This is a genomic window from Streptomyces sp. NPDC088350 (genome assembly GCF_044753545.1).
Lineage (GTDB): Bacteria > Actinomycetota > Actinomycetes > Streptomycetales > Streptomycetaceae > Streptomyces.
Window position 1 is genome coordinate 753,707 of sequence record NZ_JBIVNL010000002.1, and the last position, 24,436, is coordinate 778,142.

General features: G+C 70.2%; 22 protein-coding genes and 2 pseudogenes. 14 read left to right on the forward strand and 10 right to left on the reverse strand.

All coding sequences use genetic code 11. The annotated features are described in order from the left end of the window. The first annotated feature begins 18 nt into the window (after window positions 1–18). Window positions 19–1,248, forward strand: a complete 1,230-nt coding sequence (locus ACIQBL_RS08485; protein ID WP_401938314.1) for a tyrosine-type recombinase/integrase — start codon at window positions 19–21, stop codon at window positions 1,246–1,248. Between the two features lie 276 nt (window positions 1,249–1,524). On the opposite strand, the gene ACIQBL_RS08490 is transcribed toward ACIQBL_RS08485, so the two are convergent. After that, window positions 1,525–2,694, reverse strand: coding sequence for a magnesium and cobalt transport protein CorA (locus ACIQBL_RS08490; protein WP_401938315.1), 1,170 nt, complete (start codon window positions 2,692–2,694; stop codon window positions 1,525–1,527). A 198-nt stretch (window positions 2,695–2,892) separates the two neighbouring features. On the opposite strand from ACIQBL_RS08490, the gene ACIQBL_RS08495 reads away from it, so the two are divergent. Then, window positions 2,893–4,014, forward strand: a complete 1,122-nt coding sequence (locus ACIQBL_RS08495) for a winged helix DNA-binding domain-containing protein (protein ID WP_401938317.1) — start codon at window positions 2,893–2,895, stop codon at window positions 4,012–4,014. Between the two features lie 6 nt (window positions 4,015–4,020). On the opposite strand, the gene ACIQBL_RS08500 is transcribed toward ACIQBL_RS08495, so the two are convergent. After that, window positions 4,021–4,668 (reverse strand): LysE family translocator, encoded by a 648-nt coding sequence (locus ACIQBL_RS08500; protein WP_401938940.1) that lies wholly within the window; start codon window positions 4,666–4,668, stop codon window positions 4,021–4,023. A gap of 65 nt (window positions 4,669–4,733) precedes the next feature. Here ACIQBL_RS08500 and ACIQBL_RS08505 point away from each other — a divergent pair. Both ACIQBL_RS08505 and dmpI read left to right on the forward strand, forming a co-directional pair. After that, window positions 4,734–5,572, forward strand: a pseudogene (locus tag ACIQBL_RS08505) (LysR substrate-binding domain-containing protein). 92 nt (window positions 5,573–5,664) lie between these two features. Continuing rightward, window positions 5,665–5,847, forward strand: a complete 183-nt coding sequence (dmpI, locus tag ACIQBL_RS08510) for a 4-oxalocrotonate tautomerase DmpI (protein ID WP_401938319.1) — start codon at window positions 5,665–5,667, stop codon at window positions 5,845–5,847. Window positions 5,848–5,959: 112 nt separating this feature from the next. Here dmpI and ACIQBL_RS08515 read toward each other — a convergent pair whose 3' ends face one another. The 3 genes from ACIQBL_RS08515 to ACIQBL_RS08525 all read right to left on the reverse strand — a co-directional run bounded on the left by ACIQBL_RS08515 (window position 5,960) and on the right by ACIQBL_RS08525 (window position 10,756). After that, the gene (locus ACIQBL_RS08515; protein WP_401938322.1) at window positions 5,960–6,751 is read right to left on the reverse strand and encodes a S1 family peptidase; all 792 of its coding nucleotides are present in this window, start codon (window positions 6,749–6,751) and stop codon (window positions 5,960–5,962) included. 203 nt (window positions 6,752–6,954) lie between these two features. Further along, the gene (locus ACIQBL_RS08520) at window positions 6,955–9,771 is read right to left on the reverse strand and encodes an AAA family ATPase (protein ID WP_401938325.1); all 2,817 of its coding nucleotides are present in this window, start codon (window positions 9,769–9,771) and stop codon (window positions 6,955–6,957) included. Window positions 9,772–9,922: 151 nt separating this feature from the next. After that, window positions 9,923–10,756 (reverse strand): response regulator transcription factor, encoded by an 834-nt coding sequence (locus ACIQBL_RS08525; protein ID WP_401938328.1) that lies wholly within the window; start codon window positions 10,754–10,756, stop codon window positions 9,923–9,925. Between the two features lie 125 nt (window positions 10,757–10,881). Between ACIQBL_RS08525 and ACIQBL_RS08530 the strand changes: the two genes are divergently transcribed. Beyond that, complete coding sequence (locus tag ACIQBL_RS08530; protein WP_401938331.1) at window positions 10,882–12,552, forward strand: AMP-binding protein; 1,671 nt, start codon at window positions 10,882–10,884, stop codon at window positions 12,550–12,552. A gap of 32 nt (window positions 12,553–12,584) precedes the next feature. Continuing rightward, window positions 12,585–14,180 carry an AMP-binding protein gene (locus ACIQBL_RS08535; protein ID WP_401938942.1) on the forward strand — a complete coding sequence of 532 codons (1,596 nt, stop codon included), beginning with the start codon at window positions 12,585–12,587 and terminating at the stop codon, window positions 14,178–14,180. Here ACIQBL_RS08535 and ACIQBL_RS08540 read toward each other — a convergent pair whose 3' ends face one another. Continuing rightward, window positions 14,181–14,912, reverse strand: coding sequence for a hypothetical protein (locus ACIQBL_RS08540; RefSeq protein ID WP_401938333.1), 732 nt, complete (start codon window positions 14,910–14,912; stop codon window positions 14,181–14,183). A gap of 163 nt (window positions 14,913–15,075) precedes the next feature. Between ACIQBL_RS08540 and gcl the strand changes: the two genes are divergently transcribed. Then, a complete protein-coding gene (gene gcl, locus ACIQBL_RS08545) occupies window positions 15,076–16,860 on the forward strand; it encodes a glyoxylate carboligase (RefSeq protein ID WP_401938336.1) in 1,785 nt (594 codons plus the stop codon). A gap of 238 nt (window positions 16,861–17,098) precedes the next feature. Here the strand turns inward: gcl and ACIQBL_RS08550 are convergent, their stop codons facing one another. The 3 genes from ACIQBL_RS08550 to ACIQBL_RS08560 all read right to left on the reverse strand — a co-directional run bounded on the left by ACIQBL_RS08550 (window position 17,099) and on the right by ACIQBL_RS08560 (window position 19,504). Continuing rightward, window positions 17,099–17,335, reverse strand: a complete 237-nt coding sequence (locus ACIQBL_RS08550) for a hypothetical protein (RefSeq protein WP_401938338.1) — start codon at window positions 17,333–17,335, stop codon at window positions 17,099–17,101. A gap of 434 nt (window positions 17,336–17,769) precedes the next feature. Beyond that, window positions 17,770–18,660: a 2-hydroxy-3-oxopropionate reductase gene (locus ACIQBL_RS08555; RefSeq protein WP_401938341.1), complete on the reverse strand. Its 891-nt coding sequence runs from the start codon at window positions 18,658–18,660 to the stop codon at window positions 17,770–17,772. A 22-nt stretch (window positions 18,661–18,682) separates the two neighbouring features. Further along, entirely contained in the window at window positions 18,683–19,504 is an 822-nt protein-coding gene (locus ACIQBL_RS08560; RefSeq protein ID WP_401938343.1) for a TIM barrel protein, read from the reverse strand. Window positions 19,505–19,665: 161 nt separating this feature from the next. Between ACIQBL_RS08560 and ACIQBL_RS08565 the strand changes: the two genes are divergently transcribed. From ACIQBL_RS08565 to ACIQBL_RS08590, 6 genes are all read left to right on the forward strand, one after another. After that, window positions 19,666–19,917, forward strand: a complete 252-nt coding sequence (locus tag ACIQBL_RS08565; protein WP_401938346.1) for a thiamine-binding protein — start codon at window positions 19,666–19,668, stop codon at window positions 19,915–19,917. After that, window positions 19,914–20,282 (forward strand): helix-turn-helix domain-containing protein, encoded by a 369-nt coding sequence (locus ACIQBL_RS08570; RefSeq protein WP_401938348.1) that lies wholly within the window; start codon window positions 19,914–19,916, stop codon window positions 20,280–20,282. The genes ACIQBL_RS08565 and ACIQBL_RS08570 overlap by 4 nt, the downstream gene beginning before the upstream one ends. Window positions 20,283–20,402: 120 nt before the next feature. Beyond that, window positions 20,403–20,921: a 2-oxo-4-hydroxy-4-carboxy-5-ureidoimidazoline decarboxylase gene (gene uraD / locus ACIQBL_RS08575; RefSeq protein WP_401938351.1), complete on the forward strand. Its 519-nt coding sequence runs from the start codon at window positions 20,403–20,405 to the stop codon at window positions 20,919–20,921. Then, on the forward strand, window positions 20,918–21,379 hold the full coding sequence (locus ACIQBL_RS08580; RefSeq protein WP_401938354.1) for a hydroxyisourate hydrolase: 462 nt from the start codon (window positions 20,918–20,920) through the stop codon (window positions 21,377–21,379). Before uraD ends, ACIQBL_RS08580 begins: the two co-directional genes overlap by 4 nt. 2 nt (window positions 21,380–21,381) lie before the next feature. Continuing rightward, entirely contained in the window at window positions 21,382–22,275 is an 894-nt protein-coding gene (gene pucL, locus ACIQBL_RS08585) for a factor-independent urate hydroxylase (protein ID WP_401938355.1), read from the forward strand. A gap of 48 nt (window positions 22,276–22,323) precedes the next feature. Then, window positions 22,324–23,697, forward strand: a complete 1,374-nt coding sequence (locus ACIQBL_RS08590; protein WP_401938357.1) for an 8-oxoguanine deaminase — start codon at window positions 22,324–22,326, stop codon at window positions 23,695–23,697. A 182-nt stretch (window positions 23,698–23,879) separates the two neighbouring features. Here the strand turns inward: ACIQBL_RS08590 and ACIQBL_RS08595 are convergent. Next, window positions 23,880–24,231 (reverse strand): annotated as a pseudogene (locus ACIQBL_RS08595) (chitosanase); the annotation flags it as partial. Between ACIQBL_RS08595 and ACIQBL_RS08600 the strand changes: the two are divergent. Beyond that, complete coding sequence (locus ACIQBL_RS08600) at window positions 24,133–24,408, forward strand: hypothetical protein (protein WP_401938966.1); 276 nt, start codon at window positions 24,133–24,135, stop codon at window positions 24,406–24,408. The pseudogene ACIQBL_RS08595 and the gene ACIQBL_RS08600 sit on opposite strands and share 99 nt — an antisense overlap. Window positions 24,409–24,436 lie beyond the last annotated feature (28 nt).

Consider the following 24,436-nt stretch of genomic DNA (forward strand, 5'->3'; position numbering starts at 1 on the left):
TGCCATTGAGGGAAGTATTTGGCCGGCTACATAGAAGACCGTTGGATCAAGAAGAAGAAAGACCCCGACACCGGCAAGCGGGAACGCACCGCCCGCTACGGCAAGGGCTCCCGGTACCGGGTCGCCGGTATCCCCGGCGTACGGGACAAGTCGTTCGACGTGCTCGAAGACGCCAAGGCGTGGCTGCGCAGGGCCGGCACCGACAGCGAACGCGGCGAGTTCGTCGATCCCCGCGACGGCTCCATCACGCTGGACGACTACGTAACACGCTTCTGGCAGACGGGAGTTCGCGGTGCGCCCGGCACGGTCAAGCGCATCGACGAACGAGTCCGCCTCCACGTTCAGCCTCAGTTGGGCACCGTCGCCCTGCGGGACATCAGTCCGGCGGTACTGCGCGGATACATCGCCACGCTGGAGGGCGAGCTCTCACCGCGATACGCCCGGCAGATCCTTGGCACGCTCTCGAACATCTTCGAGACCGCCATCGACGACAAGCGCCTGGTGCGCAATCCGATGCGGGCCAAGTCCGTGCGGTGGCCCAAGGCGCCGGAGGACCAGAGGGAAGCCTGGCCGCTGGAGACCGCGCAGCAGCGCGTACGGGAGGCGATCAACGCTCGGTACCGCATCGCCGTCGTGCTCGCGCTGGGCTGTGGGCTGCGGCAGGGCGAGGTCTTCGGCTTGTCGCCAGAAGACGTCGACTTCGCCCGCGGAGTTCTCCGCATCCGTCGGCAGGTTCAACTCCTCGGCGGGCGGCTGTACTTCACCTTGCCGAAGGGCGGCAAGACCCGCGTTGTCGACATGCCTCCGTCGGTCGCGGCGGCCCTGGCCCAGTACTTCATGGAGTACCCGGCGGTCGAGGTGGAGCTGCCGTGGGGAGGCCCGGAGCCCGAACGGGAGACGAAGAACTTCCCGCTCGTCATCACGACGACGTACGGCAACGCCCTGCGCGCGAACATCTTCAACGTCGAGGTGTGGAAGCCGGCTCTGGCAGCCGCCGGCGTCATCCCCATGCGGAAGAAGGGCGAGCGGTGGAAGGCGTCTCGCAAGGACGGCTTCCACGTGCTCCGGCACACGTACGCCTCGGTCATCCTCGAAGCGGGCGAGTCCGTTGTGACCCTGGCCCGTTGGCTCGGTCATTCGAGCCCGACGATCACCTTGGACTACTACGCCCACTTCATGCCGGAGGCCGGCGGCAAGGGGCGCGGCGCCATCGACGCTCTGCTCGGCCAGCCTGTATTGGCCGCGTAGCCGTCCGCTCCACACGACCCACGAAACGGGTGGGCACAGCGATCTGCTGTGCCCACCCGTTTCGGCGTTCCATGAGGGAAGTTCGCTACTCTCCGTGCTGGTCAGTGCTTCGCGCCTGCGCCTCAGCGGTGAGGCTTCCGCAGGTCAACACCCGCGATCGCAGGAATCGGAACGCGGCTCATTCTCCCCAGATTCTCCCCAGCGACCTCGAAGGCATCGTCGGAGCCTGCGATCTGGGCCGCACTGCCGCGCAGAAGCGCCTCCTCGGGCGATTACTCAGAGCCAGTCTTTCCGCTTGAAGATGATGTACAAACTGGTGCAGACAACCGCCATCAGGACAATGGCGAACGGATACCCGAGCACCCAGTGCAACTCCGGCATCCGATCGAAGTTCATCCCGTAGATCGTGCCGACCAGCGTCGGCGCGAACAGAATCGCCGCCCACGACGAGATCTTCTTGATCTCCTCGTTCTGCTCGAACCCCGCCTCCGCCAACGCCCGCATCTCCGCGTTCTGTTGCTGGGTGACCAGGGTCGCGTTCACCGTGAGGATGTCCGTGAGGGCCTGGCGGAAGCCGTCGACTCGTTCGCTGGTGTGGGTGACGTGGTCGGCTACGTCGCGGAGGTAGCGCTGGAGTTCCTCGTCCGTGCCGTACTTGGCGAAGCCGGCCATCAGGCTGTGCAGCATGCCCACCAGGGGACGGGTGGCGCGCTGGAACTCGACCATTTCCCGGGAGAGTTCGTAGATCCGGCGGGAGACCTCCGGGTCGCCGCGGAAGACCTCCGTCTCGATCTCGTCGATGTCGATCTGGACGCCGGTGACCACGGGCGCGTAGCCGTCGACGACCGCGTCGAGGATGGCGTACAGCACCGCCTCGGGGCCCAGCTTCAGCAACTCCGGTGATTCCTCCATGCGTTGGCGGACCGCCGACAGGTCGGGGGCCGCGCCGTGGCGGACCGTGATCACGAAGTCCGGGCCGACGAAGACGTGCAGTTCGCCGAAGTCGACCTCCTCCGTCGTGTCCAAGTAGCGGGCGGCGCTGAGGACCACGAAGAGGGTGTCGCCGTAGCGCTCCAGTTTCGGGCGCTGGTGTGCCTCCATCGCGTCCTCGACCGCCAGCGGGTGGAGGTCGAACTCCGCTGCCAGGGAGAGGAGTTCGCTCTCCGTGGGGCGGGCGAGGCCGATCCAGGCCATGCCCGAAGGCTGTTCGCGCAGTTCGCGGAAGGTGTCGGCCAGGGTGTCCGGCGCCGAGACCCGCACGCCGTCCCGGTACAGGGCGGCCTGGACGACGCTGCCCGTGTCGGACGGTTCGGAGGGCGGTGTGTCGGCGGCGGACGCCGGAGGCTTCGGCGCGGGTGCCGGGGGCGGCGCCGGTGTGCGGCGCCAGCCGGACGTCCTGCCGGTACTGCCGTTCTTCGAGGTGGGGCGGGCGCGTCGCTGGGGCATCACGGTGCCTCTCGATCGAGCCTGTATCTGTGTCTGCATCCAGGTATGCATCTAGGTATGCATCTGTGTCTGCGCCTACGTGATCACAGAGCATGAGCAGGATATACGGGGCAAACAGACTAGGGGTGTGCGGCAGGTCCCGGATTCGGTGAGAGTTGCGGACGGGACCTGTCCGCAATCGGCGTTAGCGTGCGGAGCATGACGACCAAGGCGGGCCCCTCCCACGCCCCCGTACTCGACACCCGCGCCCTCAACCGCGCCACCCTCGCCCGGCAGCTCCTCCTGCGCCGCTCGCCCCTCTCCGCCCGCGCCGGTGTCGAGCATCTCCTCGGTCTCCAGGCCCAGAACGTCAAACCGCCGTACTACGCCCTCGCCGCCCGTCTCGACGGCTTCACGCCCGAGGAACTCTCCGGGCTGATGGCCGAGCGCGCCGTCGTCCGCATCGTCACCATGCGGTCCACGATCCACACCCACACCGCCGCCGACTGCCTCACCCTGCGCCCGTTGGTGCAGGCCGCCCGCGATCGTGAACTCGGCAACTTCCGCAAGGGGCTCGTGGGGGTTGATCTCGATCGCCTCGCCGCGCTCGCCCGTCACCTCGTCGAGGCGGAGCCGCGCACCATGAAGGAGTTGCGTGAGGCGCTGCTCGTGGAGTGGCCGGACGCCGATCCGCAGGCCCTCGCGATCGCCGCCCGGTGCAAACTGCCCCTCGTCCAGGTCACCCCGCGCGGGCTGTGGGGAAGGAGTGGGCAGGTCGCGCTCACCACCGCCGAGCACTGGCTGGGTCGGCCCGCCGAACCCGCGCCCGACCCGGACGAGACCGTCCTGCGCTATCTCGCCGCCTTCGGTCCGGCCTCCGTCAAGGACATGCAGACCTGGGCGGGCCTGACCCGGCTGCGCGAGGCCTTCGAGCGACTGCGTTCGCGGCTCGTCACCTTCTCCGACCCGAACGGCGTCGAACTCTTCGACCTCCCGGACGCGCCCCGGCCCGCCGCCGACACCCCGGCCCCGCCGCGCTTCCTGCCCGAGTTCGACAACCTGCTCCTCTCGCACGCCGACCGCACCCGGGTCGTACCGGCCGCGTACTGGGGTCGTGCCTGGCAGGGAAATGTCGCCCACCGGACATTCCTCGTCGACGGGTTCCTCGCCGGGGTCTGGAAGCTGGACAGCCACGGGCATGGCCAGGTCCTCGTCATCGAACCCTTCGGCAAGCTGACCAAGGACCAGCGGGACGAGGTGAGCGCCGAGGGGGCGCGGATGCTCGACACCATGCACAAGGGGACGTCGTACGACATCCGGTTCGGCGCCGTGCTGCCGTAGACCCGGTCAGTCCGCGCGGCCCGTCACCGCGACCGTCACGCCCAGGCCGATCATCGTGCAGCCGCCCGCGCCGCCGATCAACGACAGGCGGCGGTCGTCGCGGGCGAACCAGGTGCGGGCGGCCGAGGCGGTCAGGCCCCACAGGGTGTCCGTGACCAGGCCGATGGAGATGGGTATCAGGCCCAGCAGGAGCATCTGGAGCGGGACACTGCCCGCCGAGTGGTTCACGAACTGGGGGAGTACGGCGGCGAAGAACACCACGCCCTTGGGGTTGGTGACGCCGACGAGGGCACCGTCCAGGATCGTGCGGAGGTCGCCGCGCGGTTCCGTCGGGGCGGCCGTCCGCATCGCCGAGGCCTTCAGGTCCTTGCGGTGGCGGAACGCCTGGACGCCCAGGTAGATCAAGTACGCCGCGCCCGCCAGTTTCACCGTCAGGTAGATCGTGACCGACCGCTCCACCAGCGCGCCGATGCCGAACGCCACCGCCGTCACCAGGACGTACGAGCCGAAGACGTTGCCGAGCGCCGTCGCCACCGCCGTGCGGCGGCCGTGGGCGAGCGCGCGGCCGATGACGAACAGGACACTCGGTCCCGGGATCACGATCACCAGCAGCGACATCGCCGCGAAGGCGAGGAAACGGTCCGTGGACACCATGGCCATCACTCCCATCCGGCGCTCATTGAAACAGGCGTCAAGGAGTCCCCTCTAGAGTCGGGCCCATGGAACTGCGGCAGCTCACCTATTTCGTCGCGGTCGCCGAAGAGCTGCACATCGTGCAGTCGGCGGTCAGTCAGCAGATCCAGCGGCTGGAGCGGGAGTTGGGCGCCGAGCTGTTCGACCGGTCGCCCCGGCGGGTGCGGCTCACGGGGGCGGGGGAGCGGCTACTCCCCGAGGCGCGGGCGGCGCTGGCCGCCGCCGAGCGGGCCCGTGCCGCCGTCGCCCCGCCGCCGGGGCTGCGGATCGGGACGAGTACCGGGCTCGGCGCGCATCTGGACCGGGTCCTCGGCGCGTTCGCCGCGCGGGCACCGGACGTTCCCGTCGAGCTGTTCTCGCTGCCCGTCGGCGAGCGGCTCGCCCGGGTCGCCGGCGGGCAGCTGGACGCGGCGTTCGTCCGCACGGTCGAGCCGGTGCCGGGCGTACGGGTGCTGCCGTTGTGGGCCGATCCGCTGGTGGCGGCGCTGCCCGCCGCGCATCCGCTGGCCGGGCGGCCGGAGATCCGCGTCGAGGAACTGGCCGCGCTGCCGCTCGCGCTCACCGAGCGCCGGAACAACCCGGCGCTGGTCGATCTCGTCGCCGGCGCCTGTCACCAGGCAGGCTTCGAGCCGCTGCCCGGACCGGTGAGCGGGCCCTCCAGGACACCCTCGCCAGCATCGGCACGCGCCCGCTGTGGACGGTCGTCTACGCCTCCCACGCGCGTGTGCTGCACAGCCCGCGCGTGGCCTTCGTGCCGTTCGCGGCGCCCGGCCTCACGCTGTCGACGGGGCTTGCCGTGCATGCCACGCAGCAGCCTCCGCACCTGGACACGCTGCTGCTGGCCTGCGGCGATCACGAGAACTGATCGCTGCGGTCGCGGGCTGCTTCTTGGTCGGGCACGGCTGACGCGATGGACTGGACTCACCGAGAAGGACAAGCCGTTCAAGGGAGTTCAGCATGCCCATCGTGACCGTCCAGCAGGGTCCGCGTGACGTCGAGCTGAAGCGGGACCTCGTCAAGCGGATCACCGACGCGTTCGTCGACGCGTACCGGATCCCCGCCGAGAGCGTGCAGGTGTGGATCCACGAGGTGCCGGCCGACAGCTGGGGAGCGGCGGGAAAGCTCACCGCCGACAAGTAGCAGGCCGCGAAAGGTCCACCGGACATATGGATAGGGTGCGTTGCGCGCTGCTCGTGGAAGCCCGCAACGCACCCTGGTATTTCCCTGAGGGGTGCTCAGGAGTTCTTCCGGGTTACGAGTTGACCTGCGTGGTCACCAGGCTGGAGAACGTGGTCAGCCGGGTGTAGACACCCGGGTAACCCGCCTCGGCACAGCCCTCGCCCCAAGAAGTGATCCCTGCCAGGACGCCCCCGATGAGCAGGGGACCGCCGCTGTCGCCCTGGCAGGTGTCTACGCCGCCGGATGTGTATCCGGCGCAAACCATGTCGGACGCGATGAAGTCCGAACCGTAGGAGCTCTTGCAGCTGCTGTCGGACACGATCGGGACGGTCGCCGTCCGCAGCTGGTTGGAGGAGCTGCCGTTCTCCGAGGTGGTGCCCCAGCCGAGGATGCGGGCGGTGGTGCCGGCCGCGTACACGCTGGTCTGCGAGGAGGAGACGTACGACGCCGTCGTGTACGGCATCGACGTCGACAGCGTGAGGACGGCCACGTCGTCGCCGTTGGTGGCGTCCGTGTAGCTGGGGTTGATCCAGATCTTGCTGACCTTGCTGACGGTGCCGTTCGTACCGTTGAGGTACGTACGGCCGCCGACCACACGCACGCTGCTGGTGGTCTCGCCGACCATACAGTGGGCGGCGGTGACCACCTTGGTCGCGGAGACGAGCGTGCCGCCGCAGAACTGGTTCTGCGAGGCGTCCGTGATCTGCATGACGAACGGGTACGACGTCGTCGTGGTCGTGGAACCGCCGACGATGGGCTGGGGGGCTGCCACAGCGGTGGGGGCGCTGAGCAGTGCGGTCGCTGCGGCAGCGGCTGCTGCTGCGACGACTGCGGTCGTTCTCTTTGCGCGGTTGAGCCCGAACATGAGTCTCCTCATTGGGTTGCCGGTGGGGGGTCGCGCGGGTGTGGGGGTGTGCAACGGGGGTCGCGGGACCGACCCCCGTATGCCCGGGCGAGCGGCACACCCATAAGCTAGAACCCGGCACACCCTGCTCCCAATGAGGGAACCCCCTAGGGGAGTTGGGCAGGGAAAACCCTCGGTCGCCGCACAGTTAACCCGTAGGGTCCTCAGTTCGGACGGCGCCCCGCCGCCAGTCGGACGATATCCACCCGCGAGCGGATGCCCAGCTTGCGGTAGACGCGGGTCAGGGTCGCCTCCACCGTCTTGACGCTGATGAACAGCCGGGCGGCGATCTCCCGGTTGGTGGCGCCCTCCATGACGAGCGCGGCGACCTGACGCTCCATCGAGGCCAGCCCGTCGAGCCCGTCCAGGGCCGGCGCGGGCGGGGCCGCGGGCGCGGGCTCCGGCGGCCGGACCACGGCGGCCTCGTCCACCTGGCGCAGCCAGGGCAGCGCCCGGCAGCGGCGGAACAACCGGGTCGCCTCGTCGTACGACGTGGGGCCGGGCTGCCCCGTGCGCAGCGACGCCAGCGCGAAGGCGGCGCGGGCCTCCTCCAGGCCGTAGCCCAGCTTGGCGAGCCGGTCCTGAACGGACGTCAGCTGCGCCACGGCCTCGTCGTGTTCGCCGCGCGCCGCCCGCACCAGTGCTTCGGCGCGGTCGAGTACGGCGAGGACGCTCTCGCGGCCGAGGCGCAGGGCGCGTTCGCGGGTCACGTCGATGACGTCCTGGGCCTCGGCGGTCTCACCGACGCGTACGAGGGCCTCGGCGAGGTCGCCGTGCCAGCGTCCGCGTGCCGGGTCGGTCACCCCGAGGGCCTGCTCCAGTTCCCGGACGCGCCGCAGCGAGCGGACGGTGCCGTGCGCGTCCCCGGCGACCAACTGGGCGTACCCCAGGGCGCCGAGGGCACGGGACAGATACATCTGGTCGCCGTCCTCCTCGGCGTGCTCGACCGCCTCCCGGGCCAGCGCGAGTGCCTCCTCGACGTCACCGCCGGAGGCCTCGGCGAGCGCGGTGAGCATCGCGGACGCCGTCTGGCCGATCCCGGAGTCCCGGGCCAGCCGCAGCCCCTCCCGGGCCAGGTCGAGGGCGCGACCGCAGTGCCCGGAGCGCAGTTCGGTCTCGGCGAAGCCGCGCAGGAAGTGCACCTCGCTCTCCACCGACCCGCGCCGCCGCACCTCGCGCAGCAGCGCGGTGATGGTGGCACGGGCCTCGGGCAGCTGATCGCTCATCACCAGCCAGCGGAACCGGGCCGAACCGGCGCCGTTGTGATGGCACGCCACCCTCGGGTCCTGAGGCTCCTTCAGCGCGCGCTTGATGGTGTGCGGCGCGTCCGGATGGCCCATCAGGGTCTCGGTCTGCGCCTGGAAGGAGAGCGCGAGGAGTTCGGTGCGCCGGTCACCGGCGAGCGCGGCCAGCTCCGCCGAGCGAGCGGTCTCCGCGCGGGCCTCGGCGAAGTCGCCCTCCACGAGCAGGGCGCGCCAGGCCAGTTGGTAGCGGACCAGGGCGAGCAGCCGGGGGTCGTCGCCCGCGTCGGCGAGGGCCTGCGGGAAGACGGCGTCGACATCGGCCATGGAGTGGCCGGCCGTGTCGATCACGATGATCCAGGCCCGCACCCGCTCGGCGGGCACCGAGGTCCGGGTCAGCACCTCCCGCGCGATGTCCCGGGCGAGGTCCAGCTCGCCGGCGGTGATCGCGTCCTCGGAGGCCTGCAACCGCCGCTCGTCGGAACCCGGCACGCTGTCGCCCGGGGTGTGCCGGGCGGCCAGCAGTCCCAGCGAGGCGGCCACCGAGGGCGCCCCGCGGTCGCGGGCCAGAGTGGCGGCCTCGGCGAGCCGGGTGGCGACCTCCGGATCGGTACCGGTGGTCGCCAGGGCCAGGTGCCGGGCACGCTCGATGGGGTCGGAGGCGGCCGTCGACAGCGCCGCGTGCGCGGCCCGCCGTTCCTGCGCGGGGGCCTCCGCGTACAGCGCGGCCGAGATCAGCGGATGCGCGAACCGTACGGCGGGGCCCTCGGGTTCCGTTGCCAGCAGGCCGAGTTCGGCGGCCTGGGCGGTCTCGGCCTCCGCGTTCTCCCGGCCCGCCGTCTGGAGCAGGGCCACGGTCGGACGGGCGCCGGCGCTCGCGACCAGCAGGGTGCGGCGCGCCTCGGCGGGCAGCATGTCGAGCCGGCTCAGCACCAACGCGCGTAGTGACGTGGGCACGGGCAGCGGCTCGCCCGGTCTCGGCGGGGTCGGGTTCTCGGCCAGGGCGCGGCCCAGTTCGAGCGCGAACAGCGGGTTGCCGCCGCTGGTGCGGTGGATCTCGCGGACCGTGGAGCGGGGCAGCCCGGTGTAGCCGCGGTCGTCGAGCAGCGCCGACACCTGTGCCCGGGAGAGCGGGCTGAGCCGGAACGCGAGGGTGTCCGGCGGGGAGGCGCTCAGATACCGGTCGTACTCCTGGCCCTCCGTGCGCACCGCGAAGACCATCTGCACCTGGGTGTCGCCCAGGCGCCGGGCGGCGAAGCCGAGGAGTTCCGCGCTGGCCGGGTCCAGCCACTGCAGATCGTCCGCCACGACGAGGACGGGGCCGTCGGCGGCGAGGGCGCGCAGCGCGGACAGGACGGCGAGGCGCAGGGCGAGTCCGTCGCGCTGGAGGGAGGACTCGCCGCGGCCGGTGAGCGCGGATTCCAGCGCGGTGCGCTGGGCGCCGGGCAGCCGCTCGGACACCTCGTCGAGGACCAGACCGAGGAGGTCGGCGAGGGCGAGGAAGGGCAGATGGGATTCCGACTCGGTGGCCGAGCAGCGCAACACGGTCCGCGCGGTGTCGCCGTATTCCGCGGCCAACGCCCGCAGGACGGTCGATTTTCCTATTCCGGCGGGGCCGTGGAGCAGCACACTCCCGCCGCCTGCGAGCTGGTCCCGGGCGGCGGAGAACATCTCCTCCCGGCCGATGACCAGGTCGGGGCGGGTTCTGGCAGGCTCCTTGAAGTCCCGTCGCACGGTCACCGCTCCCCTCGTGTGTCGTGTCCGGGCCAATATTAGGCAATCAGTCCTTGAAATTCGGATGGACGGGGTCGTGAGGGAAATAACAAACTGTGCAGCATCGAGAAATTCAAAGCTCCGATGAATGAATAGCTGGTCGCCACGAGGGCTGCCGTCACGGCAGCACCCCCGCCCGCCGCGCGGCCACCACGGCCTCCCCGCGGGTGTGCGCGCCGAGCTTCCGCATCGCCGAGCGCAGATACCCCTTCACCGTCTCCGGCCGCAGCCCGAGCCGCTCCGCCGTCACCGCGTTCGTCGCACCCGCCGCGACACAGGCCAGCACGTCCAGCTCCCGGGGCGCGAGCCCCGCGTCACCGGGGTCCGCCTCGGCGGTCAACAGGCCGCAGACGTCCAGGAGTTCGGCCCGCAGTGCCGGGTCAGGGATGCGCGGGGCCAGCGCCCGCAGCGCCGCGTGCGCCTCCCGCACCTGCTCCCACACCGCGCTCGCCGCCGGGTCGGGGGCCGGTGCCGGGCGCGCCGCGTTCAGCAGGTCCCGCACCTCCTCCCGTACCACCAGCGCCTGTTCGACGTCCCGGGCGGCCTCCATCGCCGCGCTCAGCATCCGGTCGCCCAACGGCTGGGCGGTGCGCAGCGCGCCGTAGAGGACACCGCGCACGCGGCGGCGTACGACGACCGGGACCGCGAGGATCGAGCGGAGGCCCTCGGTGGCGACCGGGGCGTCGTACTCGTGGCTGATCTGGCGGGAGGCGGAGTAGTCGAGGACGGCGCACGGGCGGGCGAGGGCGACCGCCCTGCCGCCGAGACCGTTGCCCGAGGTCACCGCGAGGGCGCGCAGGGACGGGGTCAGCGTGCCGCTCAGTTCGCTGATGCGCATCTGCTGCCGGCCGCTCTCCACCAGGCCGCAGAAGGCGACCGGCAGGCCCGTGCCGCGCCGGAGCCGTACCAGCGCCGCCTGAATCTCCACCGTCCCCGCCGCGTCCGTCGCCACCCGCTTGCCCCTTCATTGCGGCTGTTCCGCTGCACACACCCCCGTACGGGGGTAGTGAGACCCACATCACGGATTACACGATGTCAGAGAGCCGCCCGGCAATGGTCCGGTTACGAGGAGGACAGATGACGACGGCGAGTGAGTCGTTCCGCGGTGCCCGGGATTTCCTGTTGGCGCATCGCGAGGACTATGCCACGGCCTACGAGGGTTTCTCCTGGCCCCGGCCCGAGCACTTCAACTGGGCGCTCGACTGGTTCGACGTCATCGCGGCCGGGAACGACGGCACGGCCCTGCGCATCGTGGAGGAGGACGGCTCCGAGGCCGCCTTCTCCTTCGCCGAGATGTCCGCGCGCTCGAACCGGGTCGCCAACTGGCTGCGCGCCCAGGGCGTCGGCGCCGAGGACCGCATCCTCGTCATGCTCGGCAACCAGACCGAGCTGTGGGAGACGGCCCTCGCCGCGATGAAACTGCGCGCCGTCGTCATCCCCGCCACCCCGCTGCTCGGCCCCGCCGACCTGCGCGACCGCGTCGCACGCGGCCGGGTCCGGCAGGTGATCGTGCGCTCCGGGGACGCCGACAAGTTCGACGAGGTGCCCGGGGACTACACGCGGATCACGGTCGGCGGCGCGGTCGAGGGCTGGCGGACGTACGAGGACGCGTACGCGGCCTCCGCCGAGTTCACGGCGGACGAACCGACCCTGGCCGACGACCCGCTGATGCTCTACTTCACCTCCGGTACGACCGCGCATCCCAAGCTGGTCGAGCACACCCACACGTCGTACCCGATCGGGCACCTGGCGACGATGTACTGGATCGGTCTCCAGCCCGGTGACGTGCACCTCAACATCTCCTCGCCCGGCTGGGCCAAGCACGCCTGGTCCAACCTCTTCGCCCCCTGGAACGCCGAGGCGACCGTCTTCATCCACAACTACACGCGCTTCGACCCGGCGCGGCTGATGGCCGAGATGGACCGGGCGGGGGTGACGACGTTCTGCGCTCCGCCGACGGTGTGGCGGATGCTGATCCAGGCCGACCTGACCCAGCTGCGGACCCCGCCCCGCGAGGCGCTGGCCGCGGGGGAGCCTTTGAATCCCGAGGTGATCGAACAGGTCCGGCGGGCCTGGGGCGTCACCATCCGGGACGGCTTCGGACAGACGGAGACCGCCGTCCAGGTCTCCAACAGCCCCGGCCAGCCGCTGAAGACCGGCTCCATGGGACGGCCGAGTCCGGGTTACCGGGTCGAACTCCTCGACCCGGTGTCGGGTGCGCCGGGCGTCGCCGAGGGCGAGATCGCGCTCGACCTGTCCAACCGTCCGGTGGGCCTGATGACCGGTTACCACGGCGACCCGGACCGTACGGCGGAGGCGATGGCCGGCGGCTACTACCGCACCGGAGACATCGGCGCCCGGGACGCGGACGGCTACATCACCTACGTCGGCCGCTCCGACGACGTCTTCAAGGCCTCCGACTACAAGATCTCCCCGTTCGAGCTGGAGAGCGCCCTGCTGGAGCACGAGGCGGTGGCCGAGGCCGCGGTGGTGCCCGCGCCGGACGAACTGCGGCTCGCCGTGCCGAAGGCGTACGTCGTGCTCGCGGAGGGCTGGGAGCCGGGACCCGACACCGCGAAGGTGCTGTTCGAGCACTCGCGCGGGGTCCTCGCCCCGTACAAGCGCATCCGCCGACTGGAGTTCGCGGACCTGCCCAAGACCGTCTCCGGCAAGATCCGCCGGATCGCGCTGCGCGAGGCCACGGCCGCGGGGTCGGCCGCTGAGTACCGCGAGGAGGACTTCCGGTGAACTCCTCGATGAACTCGCCGATGAACCCGCCGATGAACTCGTACAGCCATGGAACCAGCGGGACTTCACTCCTCGGCGACACCATCGGCGCCAACCTCGACCGGACGGTCGCCGCGTGGCCCGACCGCGAGGCGCTGGTCGACGTGCCGTCCGGGCGGCGCTGGACGTATGCCCAATTCGCCGCCGATGTCGACCGGTTGGCGTCCGCGCTGCTCGCGAGCGGGGTCGCCAAGGGCGACCGGGTGGGGATCTGGGCGGTCAACTGCGCCGAGTGGGTGCTCGTCCAGTACGCCACCGCCCGCATCGGCGCGGTCATGGTGAACATCAACCCGGCGTACCGCACCCACGAGGTCGAGTTCGTCCTCAAACAGGCCGGGATCTCGGTCCTGTTCGCCTCGGTCAGCCACAAGAGCAGTGACTACCGGGCGATGGTCGACCAAGTGCGGGGCGCGTGCCCGGAGTTGCGCGAGGTCGTGTACATCGGGGACCCGAGCTGGGACGCGCTGCTGAGCCGGAGCACGGGTGACGCGCCGCCCGCCTGCGCCGAACTGTCCTGCGACGACGCCATCAACATCCAGTACACCTCGGGTACGACGGGCTTCCCCAAGGGCGCCACCCTCTCCCACCACAACATCCTCAACAACGGTTATTTCGTGGGTGAGTTGATCGCCTACACCGAGCAGGACCGGATCTGCGTCCCCGTGCCCTTCTACCACTGCTTCGGCATGGTGATGGGCAACCTGGCGGCGACCTCGCACGGCGCGTGCATGGTGATCCCGGCCGCGTCCTTCGACCCGGCGGCGACCCTGAAGGCGGTCCAGCAGGAGCGCTGCACCTCCCTCTACGGCGTCCCCACCATGTTCATCGCGGAGTTGAACCTCCCCGACTTCGCCACCTACGACCTCTCCTCGCTGCGCACCGGCATCATGGCGGGCTCGCCGTGCCCGGTCGAGGTGATGAAACGGGTGGTCGCCGAGATGCACATGGCGGAGGTGTCCATCTGCTACGGCATGACCGAGACGTCCCCCGTCTCGCTCCAGACACGCAGGGACGACGACCTGGAACACCGCACCGGCACGGTCGGCCGCGTCCTGCCGCACCTGGAGGTCAAGGTCGTCGACCCGGCGACCGGAGTGACCCAACCCCGGGGCACGGCAGGGGAGTTGTGCACGCGCGGCTACAGCGTGATGCTCGGCTACTGGAACGAGCCCGAGAAGACCGCCGAGGCGATCGACGCGGGCCGCTGGATGCACACGGGGGACCTGGCGGTCATACGGGAGGACGGCTACGTCGAGATCGTCGGCCGTATCAAGGACATGATCATCCGGGGTGGCGAGAACATCTACCCGCGCGAGATCGAGGAGTTCCTCTACACCCACCCGAAGATCGCGGACGTCCAGGTCGTCGGCATCCCGCACGAGCGCTACGGCGAGGAGGTCCTGGCCTGCGTGATCCCGCGCGATCCCGGGGACCCGCCGACGCTGGAGGAGCTGCGCGGCTTCTGCGAGGGCAGGCTGGCGCACTACAAGATTCCGAGCGCGCTCCGGATCATGGACGCCTTTCCCATGACGGTGTCGGGGAAGGTGCGGAAGGTCGAGTTGCGGGAGGGGGCTGTGCGGGAGGGGTGACTAACAGCCCTTCGCCTCTAGCTCGTCGGCCAGTTCGTTCACCGGCTGGGGGGTGCCCGTGAGGTCGAGGACGAACAGGGGGATGCCGAGTTCGTCGGCGCGGGCGTGGGCGTCGTCGGCGTAGCCCGCGAGGGAGAAGTAGACGCAGCCGGTGGATTCCGTCATGGCGGTCAGCCACAGGCACTCCACGTCGCGCAGTGAGGCCGGGCGCACGGTCGGGTCGACCTGCGCCAGGATGCCGCGGGCGGCGAGCCCGATGCCGGACGGGGGCCGCTGGTCGGCGCGGCGGATGTCCCGGTAGCCCAGCCAGCGCAGATAGAGCGCGGCGGCGGTGACCGCGTCGCGCGCGGTGCGGATCGTGACGGGCTGGAAGGCGGGCCGGCCCCGGACGTCGGTGCCGGCCCTGGTGACCCGCGCGGCGGGTTGCGCCGCGGGTTCGGTCGTGGGTTCGGCCGGCGGTTCCTCTCCCGCGACCGGAATCCGCAGCAGGGTCCCGCAGGGGCAGCCCAGTTCCGGGTACGGCCACTCGTCGAGGCGACCGCAGGCCGCGCAGCGCACCGCGATCCAGTCCTCGTCCCACACCCGGTGGTTCACGACCGTCGCCACGCCGCGCCGATCCAGCGGCGGGGTGACAGGGGCCCCGCAGACACAGGGATACGACGGTGCGGCGTAGACGTGTTCACGTCGGCAGGCCGGACAGCGCACCGGCACGCTCTCGGACATGCGCCCCATCGTCCTCCTGGAAACCCCTGCTTGTCCCTCTCTTGACGGCCTTGCCCCCTCCACTTACATTACTTCCAGATAGCAGAATTTAGATTCCACAATGTGGAAGTCCTGGTTTTCACCGCGGGGCGCGACGGTGATGCGAATCCGACAGCCGAAGCAGGAGTACTCCATGGCTCGTATGACCGCTGCCCGCGCGGCAGTCGAGATCCTCAAGCGCGAGGGCGTCAGCGACGCGTTCGGTGTCCCGGGCGCGGCGATCAATCCCTTCTACGCCGCCCTCAAGGCCGCCGGCGGTATCCACCACACCCTCGCCCGGCATGTCGAGGGCGCCTCGCACATGGCCGAGGGCTACACCCGTACCCGCCCGGGCAACATCGGTGTCTGCATCGGCACTTCGGGCCCCGCCGGCACCGACATGATCACCGGCCTTTACTCCGCTACCGGCGACTCGATCCCGATCCTCTGCATCACGGGCCAGGCCCCGACCGCCGTGATCCACAAGGAGGACTTCCAGGCCGTCGACATCGCCTCGATCGCGGGACCGGTGACCAAGATGGCGGTCACCGTCCTGGAGGCGGCCCAGGTCCCCGGCGTCTTCCAGCAGGCCTTCCACCTGATGCGCTCAGGACGCCCCGGCCCGGTCCTCATCGACCTGCCGATCGACGTGCAGCTCACCGAGATCGAGTTCGACCCGGAGACGTACGAACCGCTGTCGGTCTACAGGCCGACCGCGACCCGCGCCCAGATCGAGAAGGCGATCGGGATGCTGAACGCCTCCTCACGCCCGCTGATCGTCGCGGGCGGCGGAGTCATCAACGCCGACGCGGCCGAACTCCTCGTCGAGTTCGCCGAGTTGACCGGCACCCCGGTCGTCCCGACCCTCATGGGCTGGGGCGTCCTGCCCGACGACCACGAGCTGAACGCCGGCATGGTCGGCCTCCAGACCTCGCACCGCTACGGCAACGCGACCTTCCTGGAGTCCGACTTCGTCCTCGGCGTCGGCAACCGCTGGGCCAACCGCCACACCGGCAAACTGGACGTCTACACGGCCGGACGGAAGTTCGTCCACGTCGACATCGAGCCCACCCAGATCGGCAGGATCTTCGCTCCCGACTACGGCATCGCGTCCGACGCGAAGGCGGCGCTGGAGCTTTTCGTCGAGGTGGCAAGGGAGTTGAAGGCGGCGGGCCGACTCCCCGACCGCTCCGCCTGGGCGGCCTCGGCACAGGAGCGGAGGTCGACTCTCCAGCGCCGTACGCACTTCGACGACATCCCGATCAAACCGCAGCGCGTCTACGAGGAGATGAACAAGGCCTTCGGCCCGGAGACCCGGTACGTCTCCACCATCGGCCTCTCCCAGATCGCCGGCGCCCAGATGCTGCACGTCTACCGCCCGCGCCACTGGATCAACTGCGGTCAGGCGGGCCCCCTCGGCTGGACGATCCCGGCCGCGCTCGGCGTCGCCAAGGCCGACCCCGAGGCGTCCGTCGTCGCCCTCTCCGGCGACTACGACTTCCAGTTCATGATCGAGGAACTGGCGGTCGGGGCGCAGCACCGGATCCCGTACGTCCATGTCCTCGTGAACAACGCCTACTTGGGCCTCATCCGGCAGGCGCAGCTCGGCCTCGACATCGACTTCCAGGTCAACCTGGAGTTTGAGAACATCAACTCACCCGAGCTGGGCGTCTACGGCGTCGACCACGTCAAGGTCGTCGAGGGACTCGGCTGCAAGGCCATCCGGGTCACCGACCCCGCCGAACTCGCCACCGCCTTCGAACAGGCCAAGAAGCTCGCCGCGGAGTTCCGCGTCCCGGTCGTCGTCGAGGCGATCCTGGAACGCGTCACCAACATCGCGATGAGCAGGACGAACGACATCAGTGCGGTGGTGGAGTTCGAGGAGATCGCCACGGAGCCGGGTCATGCCCCGACGTCGACAAGGGCGTTGAGGAGCTGAGACACGGCGCGCGTGCAGGGGGGCGGCTCATCCGGTGGGATGGGCCGCCCCCCTTTGTTCGGAAGGCGCGAAGCGCCGACCAAAGGGGCGCGGGGCTGTGTCGATATGCGGCTCCGCCGCGCGGGGGCGACCAGCCGAGGCCCGCCGCCCCCGTGCCGGCGGGCCTCGTGCGACGAATGTGCCCATGTTCAGGGGTGGTTGAAGCCCCGCGGGAGAGGTTCAGAGGTTTATTTGAGGTTCACTGGTCGTGGTGTTCCGACAGGCCGGGCCAGTCCTCGGGCCCGCCGCCCTGCCACTCGATCAGGTCGCTCTCCTCGACCTCGATCCGGTCCAGGTCGGCCAGGCGCAGGATCTCGACGACATCGTCCAGGTGGGAGGCGATGCCGAGGGTCTCGTCGCCGGTGGTGACCCGGCGCGAGCCGTCCAGGGCCGGGGGGTGCACCACGACGTGCGGGTGTTCCGGTGGATGTGCCATGCCTTCAGGCTGCTGCGCGTACGACGGTTCCGCACCCGGAAACGCCGAGGAGCGCCGGATACGGGATCGTCCGTGTCCGGCGCTCGTCGTGGTGGCCGTCCGACGGCGCGAGGCCGGGCGCGACAGGACGTTCGCGCCGCCGGACGGGGTCGGGGGCCTCCGCAGAGGCGTTCGGCTGGGACCGCGGCGGGTACGACGGGACCGGGGTGCTCCCTCCCTCAGGTCGGGAAGGAGGCCTCGGAACCTTCACCACCGCACTGGCTCGCACTCCGCCGCGGTCCTGGCCCTGCCCGCGGGGTGCCGAAGACCACCCCTCATCCGGGTCGTCCGGCACACACGGGCCGTCTGTTGTCGAACTGCTGGGCATGATTCCGGGCGGCGCCAACGCCTGGGCGCGACAGGACAGTTGTCAGCGACGGCGCCGCCCGGAAGTCTCAGAGGCGCGCGCCGGAGAGGCGCTCGACCGCGCGCAGCAGCGCCGAGTGGTCGAGGCCGCCGTCGCCCTGGGCGCGCAGCGACGCGACCAACTGGGCCACCACGGCGCCCACGGGCAGCGCGGCGCCGACGTTGCGGGCCGCGTCCGTGACGATGCCCATGTCCTTGTGGTGCAGGTCGATACGGAAGCCCGGCTTGAAGTCCCGGTTGAGGAAGTTGTCCTTCTTCCGCGTCAGCACCGTGGAGCCGGCCAGCCCGCCGTTCAGGACGTCGAGGGCGGCCGTCAGGTCCACGCCCGACTTCTCCAGGAAGACCACGGCCTCGGCGCACGCCTGGATGTTGACGGCGACGATCAGCTGGTTGGCGGCCTTCACGGTCTGCCCGGAGCCGTGCGGACCGCACAGCACGATGGTCTTGCCCAGCGCGTCGAAGATCGGCCGCGCCTCGTCGAAGTCGGCCCGAGCGCCGCCGACCATGATGGACAGTACGGCCTCGACCGCGCCGGCCTCGCCGCCGGACACGGGGGCGTCCAGAACCCGAACTCCCTTGTCCGCGGCGGCCTTCGCCAGGTCGACCGAGGTCTGCGGGGTGATCGACGACATGTCGATCAGCAGGGCGCCGGAGCGGATGTTCTCCAGGATGCCGTCGGGGCCGTAGGCGATGGCCTCGACCTGCGGGGACGCGGGCACCATCGTGATCACCACGTCGGCGTCCCGCACGGCCTCGGCGATCGAGCCCGCCGAGGTGCCGCCGGCGGCGGCCAGGCGCTCCAGCTTGTCCTGTTCCAGGGTGAATCCGGTGACGTCGTAACCGGCCTTGAGCAGGTTCTCGGACATGGGGGAGCCCATGATGCCGAGGCCTATCCAGGCGATCTTGGGGAGGTTGCTCATGGGAGATGCCTTTCGGGGAAGGTCAGCGGGGCAGCCAGTCGAAGGCCTCGGCGCTCGGACGGTCGCCGGGCTTGTACTCCAGGCCCACCCAGCCGTCGTAACCGGCCTTCCGCAGCTGGTCGAGGAGGTCTTCGAGGGGGAGCGTGCCGGTGCCGGGGGCGCCGCGGCCCGGGTTGTCCGCGATCTGCACATGGCCGGTCTTCGCCGCGAACTCCTCGATCACGGACGGGAGTTCCTCGCCGTTCATGGACAGGTGGTAGAGGTCCATGAGGAAGCGCGCGTTGCCGAGGCCGGTCGCGTCGTTGACCTTGTCGACGACCTCCACGGCGGCGGGGGCGCTGACGAGCGGGTAGAGCGGCGACTCGGGCTTGTTGAGCGCCTCGATCAGCAGGACCGCGCCGATCCGGTCGGCGGCGCGGGCCGCGAGGACCAGGTTCTCCAGCGCGAGCGCGTCCTGCTCGGCCGGGTCGACGCCGGCCACGCGGTTGCCGTAGAGCGCGTTGAGCGCGGTGGCGCCGACCGAGTGGGCGAAGTCGGCGGCCACGTCGATGTTCGCGCGGAACCGCTCCGACTCCGCGCCCGGGACCGACAGGGCGCCGCGGTCCGGGCCCGGCAGCTGCCCGGCGTAGAGGTTCAGGCCGGTGAGCCGGACGCCCGCGTCCTCCAACGCCCGCCTGAGCGCGTCGAGTTGGGACCGCTCGGGGGTGGGGGAGTCGACCCAGGGCCACCACAGCTCGACCGCGCCGAAGCCGGCCGCGGCGGCTGCCGCGGGGCGCTCCAGGAGCGGGAGTTCGGTGAAGAGGATCGACAGGTTGACGTTGAAGCGCTGGTCTGCGAATCCCATCGGGGGCCGCGCTCCCTTCCGTGTCGAGGTGTTGAGATCGACTGGAGATTGATATTCCGTATTGCGGAATATTGTTTCTGCTTAATGGAAGATTGCCGTCGGGTGTCGGAGCTTGTCAAGGGGGCTCGGCGGAAAACGACACCGCGCGTTAGGTTGTGCGCGTGCGATTGCGAGTGGAGTTCACGACAGAGCCCTTCGATCTCGACGAGGCGCCCGCGCACGCGGTGGTCGCCCGGGAGGTCATCGAGGCGGCGGAGCTGGACTCCGTGGATGTCGGGCCGTTCGGCAACACGGCCGAGGGCGGCATCGACGCGGTGCTCACCGCCGTCGACGCCGTGCTGCGCAGGACCCTGGAGGCCGGTGCCACCCGGATCTCGCTCCAGCTCAACGTCGTCGGGGAGGGCGACCGGTGACCGGCGTCGGGGACGAGCCGTTCATCTCGGCCGTGAAACCGCTGGTCGACGCCATGGGCGGCGAGATGCTCCCGCCCGACGAGGCCGGTCCCGACGACGTCGTGCTCGCCTGGGAGGGCGCCGACGTGGTCGCCGTACGCCTGCCGCAGCTCGCGGACTCGCTGGACCACATCCTGGCCGCCATGGAGCGCAAGCGGGGCAAGCCCCTCGCGGACCTGGACCGCAAGGCCAAGCAGGAGGTCGTACGGATACTGGAGGCGCGTGGCGCCTTCTCCGTACGGCACGGTGTGGAGACCGTCGCGAGCGCCCTCGGGGTCAGCCGGTTCACCGTGTACAACTACCTGAACCGTGAGAAAGACGCCTGACCTGCGCTTCAGGGGTTTCCGGGGCTTTGTTACCCGGAATTTTCAACAAAGTGTTGACGTAGTGTTGTCGAGGGCGTTAGCTACTGCCAGCCCGTTCAGCACTAGGCCACGGAGGCTCCGGTGACTTCGACTTCCACGCCGCCGCCGGGCCTCGCCCGGTTCAACGTCCTGGAGGAGGACGCGGCGCTCGCCGTCCTCCTTGAGGCGTGTGCCTCCACGGCGTGGGCGCGGCGGCTGCTCGCCGCCCGGCCGTACGCCGGACCCGAGGACCTCTACTCCGCGAGCGACGCCGCGATGGCGGAGCTGGCAGAGGGTGACCTGGCCGAGGCGATGGCCGGGCATCCGCCGATCGGCCGCCCCAAGCCCGGCGACCCCACCTCCGCCCGTGAACAGCGCGGCATGGCGGGCGCCTCCGAGGAGCTCAGGGCGGAGATGCTGGACCTCAACCTGGCGTACCAGGAGCGGTTCGGCCATGTCTTCCTGATCTGCGCCACCGGTCGGACCGGCGAGCAGATGCGTGACGCCGTCAAGGAACGGATCGGCAACTCGCCGGAGCGGGAACGCGAGATCGTCCGAGTCGAGTTGGGGAAGATCAACCGCATTCGGTTGGCCAAGCTCGTAGAGGAAGAGACGGCATGAGTACCAGCACCACCGCCTCGGTGTCCACGCACATCCTGGACACCAGCGTCGGCCGCCCGGCCCAGGGCGTCGCCGTCCAACTCGCGGCCCGCAGCGGCACGTTGGGGGACTGGCAGGCGCTCGGCGGCTCCGCGACCGACGCGGACGGGCGGTGCAAGGACCTGCCGGCGCTGCCGGCGGGCACCACACACGTGCGGCTCGACTTCGCGGTGGAGCCGTATTTCGAGAGTTCGAAGAACAGGCAGAGCTCAGAGAACAAGCAGCGTTCAGAGAACAAGCAGCGTTCAGAGAACAAGCAAGCCGATGCGCAGCAGGACGCCCCCGCGAACCGGGACAGCGGTGCGACCGGAGTGTTCTTCCCGGAAGTGGCGATCACCTTCGCCGTGAACCCCGGCGAGCACTACCACGTACCGCTGCTGCTCAACCCGTTCGGCTACTCCGTATACCGAGGGAGCTAGCTATGCCGACCATCCTGGGACAGAACCAGTACGGCAAGGCCGAGAACCGAGTCGTCAGGATCACGCGGGACGGCGCCACCCACCACATCAAGGACCTCAACGTGTCCGTGTCGCTCAGCGGCGACATGGACGAGGTCCACTACTCCGGCTCGAACGCCAACGTGCTGCCGACCGACACCACCAAGAACACGGTGTACGCGTTCGCCAAGGAGCACGGCATCGAGTCCGCCGAGCAGTTCGGCATCCACCTCGCCCGGCACTTCGTGACCAGCCAGGAGCCGATCAAGACCGCGCGGATCCGCATCGAGGAGTACGCCTGGGAGCGCACGACCGGGGGGCACTCCTTCGTGCGCAAGGGCCAGGAGACCCGGCTCACCCAGATCACGTACGACGGCCGGAGCTGGGAAGTCGTCTCCGGGCTCAAGGACTTGACGGTCCTCAACTCGACGGACTCCGAGTTCTGGGGCTACGTCAAGGACAAGTACACGACGCTGCCCGAGGCCTACGACCGCATCCTGGCGACCGAGGTGTCCGCCCGCTGGCGCTTCAACTGGTCCGACGACGCACAGGAGATGCCGGACTGGGAGGAGTCCTACGAGCAGACGAAGCAGCACCTGCTCCAGGCCTTCGCCGAGACGTACTCCCTCTCGCTCCAGCAGACCCTCTACCAAATGGGTTCGCGGATCATCGAGAACCGCGACGAGATCGACGAGGTCCGCTTCTCGCTCCCCAACAAGCACCATTTCCTTGTGGACCTGGAGCCGTTCGGGCTGAAGAACGCGACCGAAGACGGCGCTGTGTACTTCGCCGCCGACCGGCCCTACGGCCTGATCGAGGCGACCGTCCTGCGGGACGGCCGCGAGCCGAGGATCCCGGTGGATGTCACCAACCTCTGACGCGAACTCGGGACAGAAGCAAGGAAGTTGGAACGAACGATGGTAACGATGATTCAGCGCGTCGTCATCGAGAACTGCGCGATCGCGACGGTGGACGCCGCCGACACCGAGTACGCCACCGGACATGTCGTCATCGCCGGCAACCGCATCGAGTCGCTCGGTGCGGGCAGGGCGCCCGAGGGACTCGCCGACGTGGTCCGGCGCATCGACGCCACCGGCCACCTGGTGACCCCCGGTCTGGTCAACACCCACCACCACTTCTACCAGTGGATCACCCGGGGCCTGGCCACCGACCACAACCTCTTCGACTGGCTGGTCGCGCTGTACCCGACCTGGGCGCGCATCGACGAGCCGATGGTCCGCGCCGCCGCGCAGGGCTCCCTCGCGATGATGGCGCGCGGCGGGGTCACCACCGCGATGGACCACCACTACGTCTTCCCGAAGGGCTCCGGCGACCTCTCCGGCGCCATCATCGGCGCCGCCCGCGAGATGGGCGTCCGCTTCACGCTGGCCCGCGGCTCCATGGACCGCAGCGAGAAGGACGGCGGACTGCCCCCGGACTTCGCCGTCGAGACCCTGGAGGGTGCCCTCGCCGCGACCGAGGCGACGGTACGCGAGCACCACGACGCCTCCTTCGACGCGATGACCCAGGTGGCCGTGGCCCCCTGCTCACCGTTCTCCGTCTCGACCGAACTGCTCCGGCAGGGCGCCGAGTTGGCCCGCCGGCTCGGTGTACGGCTGCACACGCACGGCTCGGAGACGGTCGAGGAGGAGCAGTTCTGCAAGGAGCTGTTCGGCATGGGCCCGACCGACTACTTCGAGTCCACCGGCTGGCTCGGCGACGACGTGTGGATGGCGCACTGCGTCCACATGAACGACTCCGACATCGCCGCCTTCGCCCGTACGAAGACCGGTGTCGCCCACTGTCCCTCGTCCAACGCCCGGCTCGCGGCCGGTATCGCCCGCGTCCCCGACATGCTCGCCGCCGGCGTCCCGGTCGGCCTCGGCGTCGACGGCACCGCGTCCAACGAGTCCGGCGAACTCCACACCGAACTGCGCAACGCCCTCCTCATCAACCGCCTCGGCGCCCACCGCGAAGCCGCCCTCAACGCCCGCCAGGCACTGCGCCTCGGAACGTACGGCGGTGCCCAGGTCCTGGGCCGCGCAGGCGAGATCGGCTCCCTGGAACCGGGCAAGCTGGCCGACCTGGTGCTGTGGAACCTGGACACCCTGGCCCACGCCTCGATCGCCGACCCGGTGACCGCGCTGGTCTTCGGCGCCGCGGCCCCCGTCACCGCCTCCTTCGTGAACGGCCGTCAGATCGTCGAGAACAACCGGCTGTTGCACGTCGACGAGGACGCGATCGCCCGCTCCACGCGGGAAGAGGCCCGGCGGCTGGCGCGCGTCGCCGCGCAGGGCTGATCCGGTCCGGCGCCAATCTCCTTACCGAGGCGACGAGTTGAAGAGCTCCGGTTGAGGGGGACGGCCCTCGACCGGTGGCCGCGGCCGGGGCGTGCACGGATCGTGCGCGCCCCGGAACGGCCGTACCCGCACCCGGTACCGGGTTCCGTCCTGGTCCCGCACGAGGCAGTACCCCTCACCGGTCAGCCGATCTCGTAACTGTCGCCGTACACCTTCCACTTGAGCGGTGTGTCCAGGTCGAGGTCGCCCTTCTTCAGGAACACCCGCTGGGCCGTCTCGACCCGGGTCACGTCGCTGTGTGCCGCCTCCTGCTTCATCGCCCGGACGCGGGCGTCCGTGCCGGGGTCCCGCTCGTCGCGCTGCGCCTCGCGGAACGCGGCGGACGTCTTCGCGGCCTTGCGCCAGGCGGCGGGGAAACCCGGGGGCCAACCCCTTGTGCGAGGCGGTGCCGTCGACGGCGCGCAGCGCGGGCAGATAGCCGGCGAGGACATTGCCCGGGGCCCGCTTCGTGTACAGCTCGACGAGCGCCAATATCTGCTCGGGCGGGGTTTCGACGACACGTTCATCGACGCCTCCGAGATCAGCAGGGCGTACGTCCGCGACGGCGGCAACGAGGTCGTCACCGAGGACGTACGAGAGGTGCTGGGGCGCCCGGCGCGGACCTATCAGGAGTGGGTCGAGGACCACCGGGAGATGTTCGGGGAGGTGTGACCTGGGTGCCCGCGGGGGCGTGGTGCGC

Excerpts from the sequence above, each read along its gene's own strand:
- ACIQBL_RS08490 (WP_401938315.1), bottom strand. The coding sequence starts at position 2,694 with ATGCCCCAGCGACGCGCCCGCCCCACCTCGAAGAACGGCAGTACCGGC.
- ACIQBL_RS08495 (WP_401938317.1), top strand. The coding sequence starts at position 2,893 with ATGACGACCAAGGCGGGCCCCTCCCACGCCCCCGTACTCGACACCCGC.
- ACIQBL_RS08500 (WP_401938940.1), bottom strand. The coding sequence starts at position 4,668 with ATGGTGTCCACGGACCGTTTCCTCGCCTTCGCGGCGATGTCGCTGCTG.
- dmpI (WP_401938319.1), top strand. The coding sequence starts at position 5,665 with ATGCCCATCGTGACCGTCCAGCAGGGTCCGCGTGACGTCGAGCTGAAG.
- ACIQBL_RS08515 (WP_401938322.1), bottom strand. The coding sequence starts at position 6,751 with ATGTTCGGGCTCAACCGCGCAAAGAGAACGACCGCAGTCGTCGCAGCA.
- ACIQBL_RS08530 (WP_401938331.1), top strand. The coding sequence starts at position 10,882 with ATGACGACGGCGAGTGAGTCGTTCCGCGGTGCCCGGGATTTCCTGTTG.
- ACIQBL_RS08535 (WP_401938942.1), top strand. The coding sequence starts at position 12,585 with ATGAACTCGTACAGCCATGGAACCAGCGGGACTTCACTCCTCGGCGAC.
- ACIQBL_RS08540 (WP_401938333.1), bottom strand. The coding sequence starts at position 14,912 with ATGGGGCGCATGTCCGAGAGCGTGCCGGTGCGCTGTCCGGCCTGCCGA.
- gcl (WP_401938336.1), top strand. The coding sequence starts at position 15,076 with ATGGCTCGTATGACCGCTGCCCGCGCGGCAGTCGAGATCCTCAAGCGC.
- ACIQBL_RS08550 (WP_401938338.1), bottom strand. The coding sequence starts at position 17,335 with ATGGCACATCCACCGGAACACCCGCACGTCGTGGTGCACCCCCCGGCC.
- ACIQBL_RS08555 (WP_401938341.1), bottom strand. The coding sequence starts at position 18,660 with ATGAGCAACCTCCCCAAGATCGCCTGGATAGGCCTCGGCATCATGGGC.
- ACIQBL_RS08560 (WP_401938343.1), bottom strand. The coding sequence starts at position 19,504 with ATGGGATTCGCAGACCAGCGCTTCAACGTCAACCTGTCGATCCTCTTC.
- ACIQBL_RS08580 (WP_401938354.1), top strand. The coding sequence starts at position 20,918 with ATGAGTACCAGCACCACCGCCTCGGTGTCCACGCACATCCTGGACACC.
- pucL (WP_401938355.1), top strand. The coding sequence starts at position 21,382 with ATGCCGACCATCCTGGGACAGAACCAGTACGGCAAGGCCGAGAACCGA.
- ACIQBL_RS08590 (WP_401938357.1), top strand. The coding sequence starts at position 22,324 with ATGATTCAGCGCGTCGTCATCGAGAACTGCGCGATCGCGACGGTGGAC.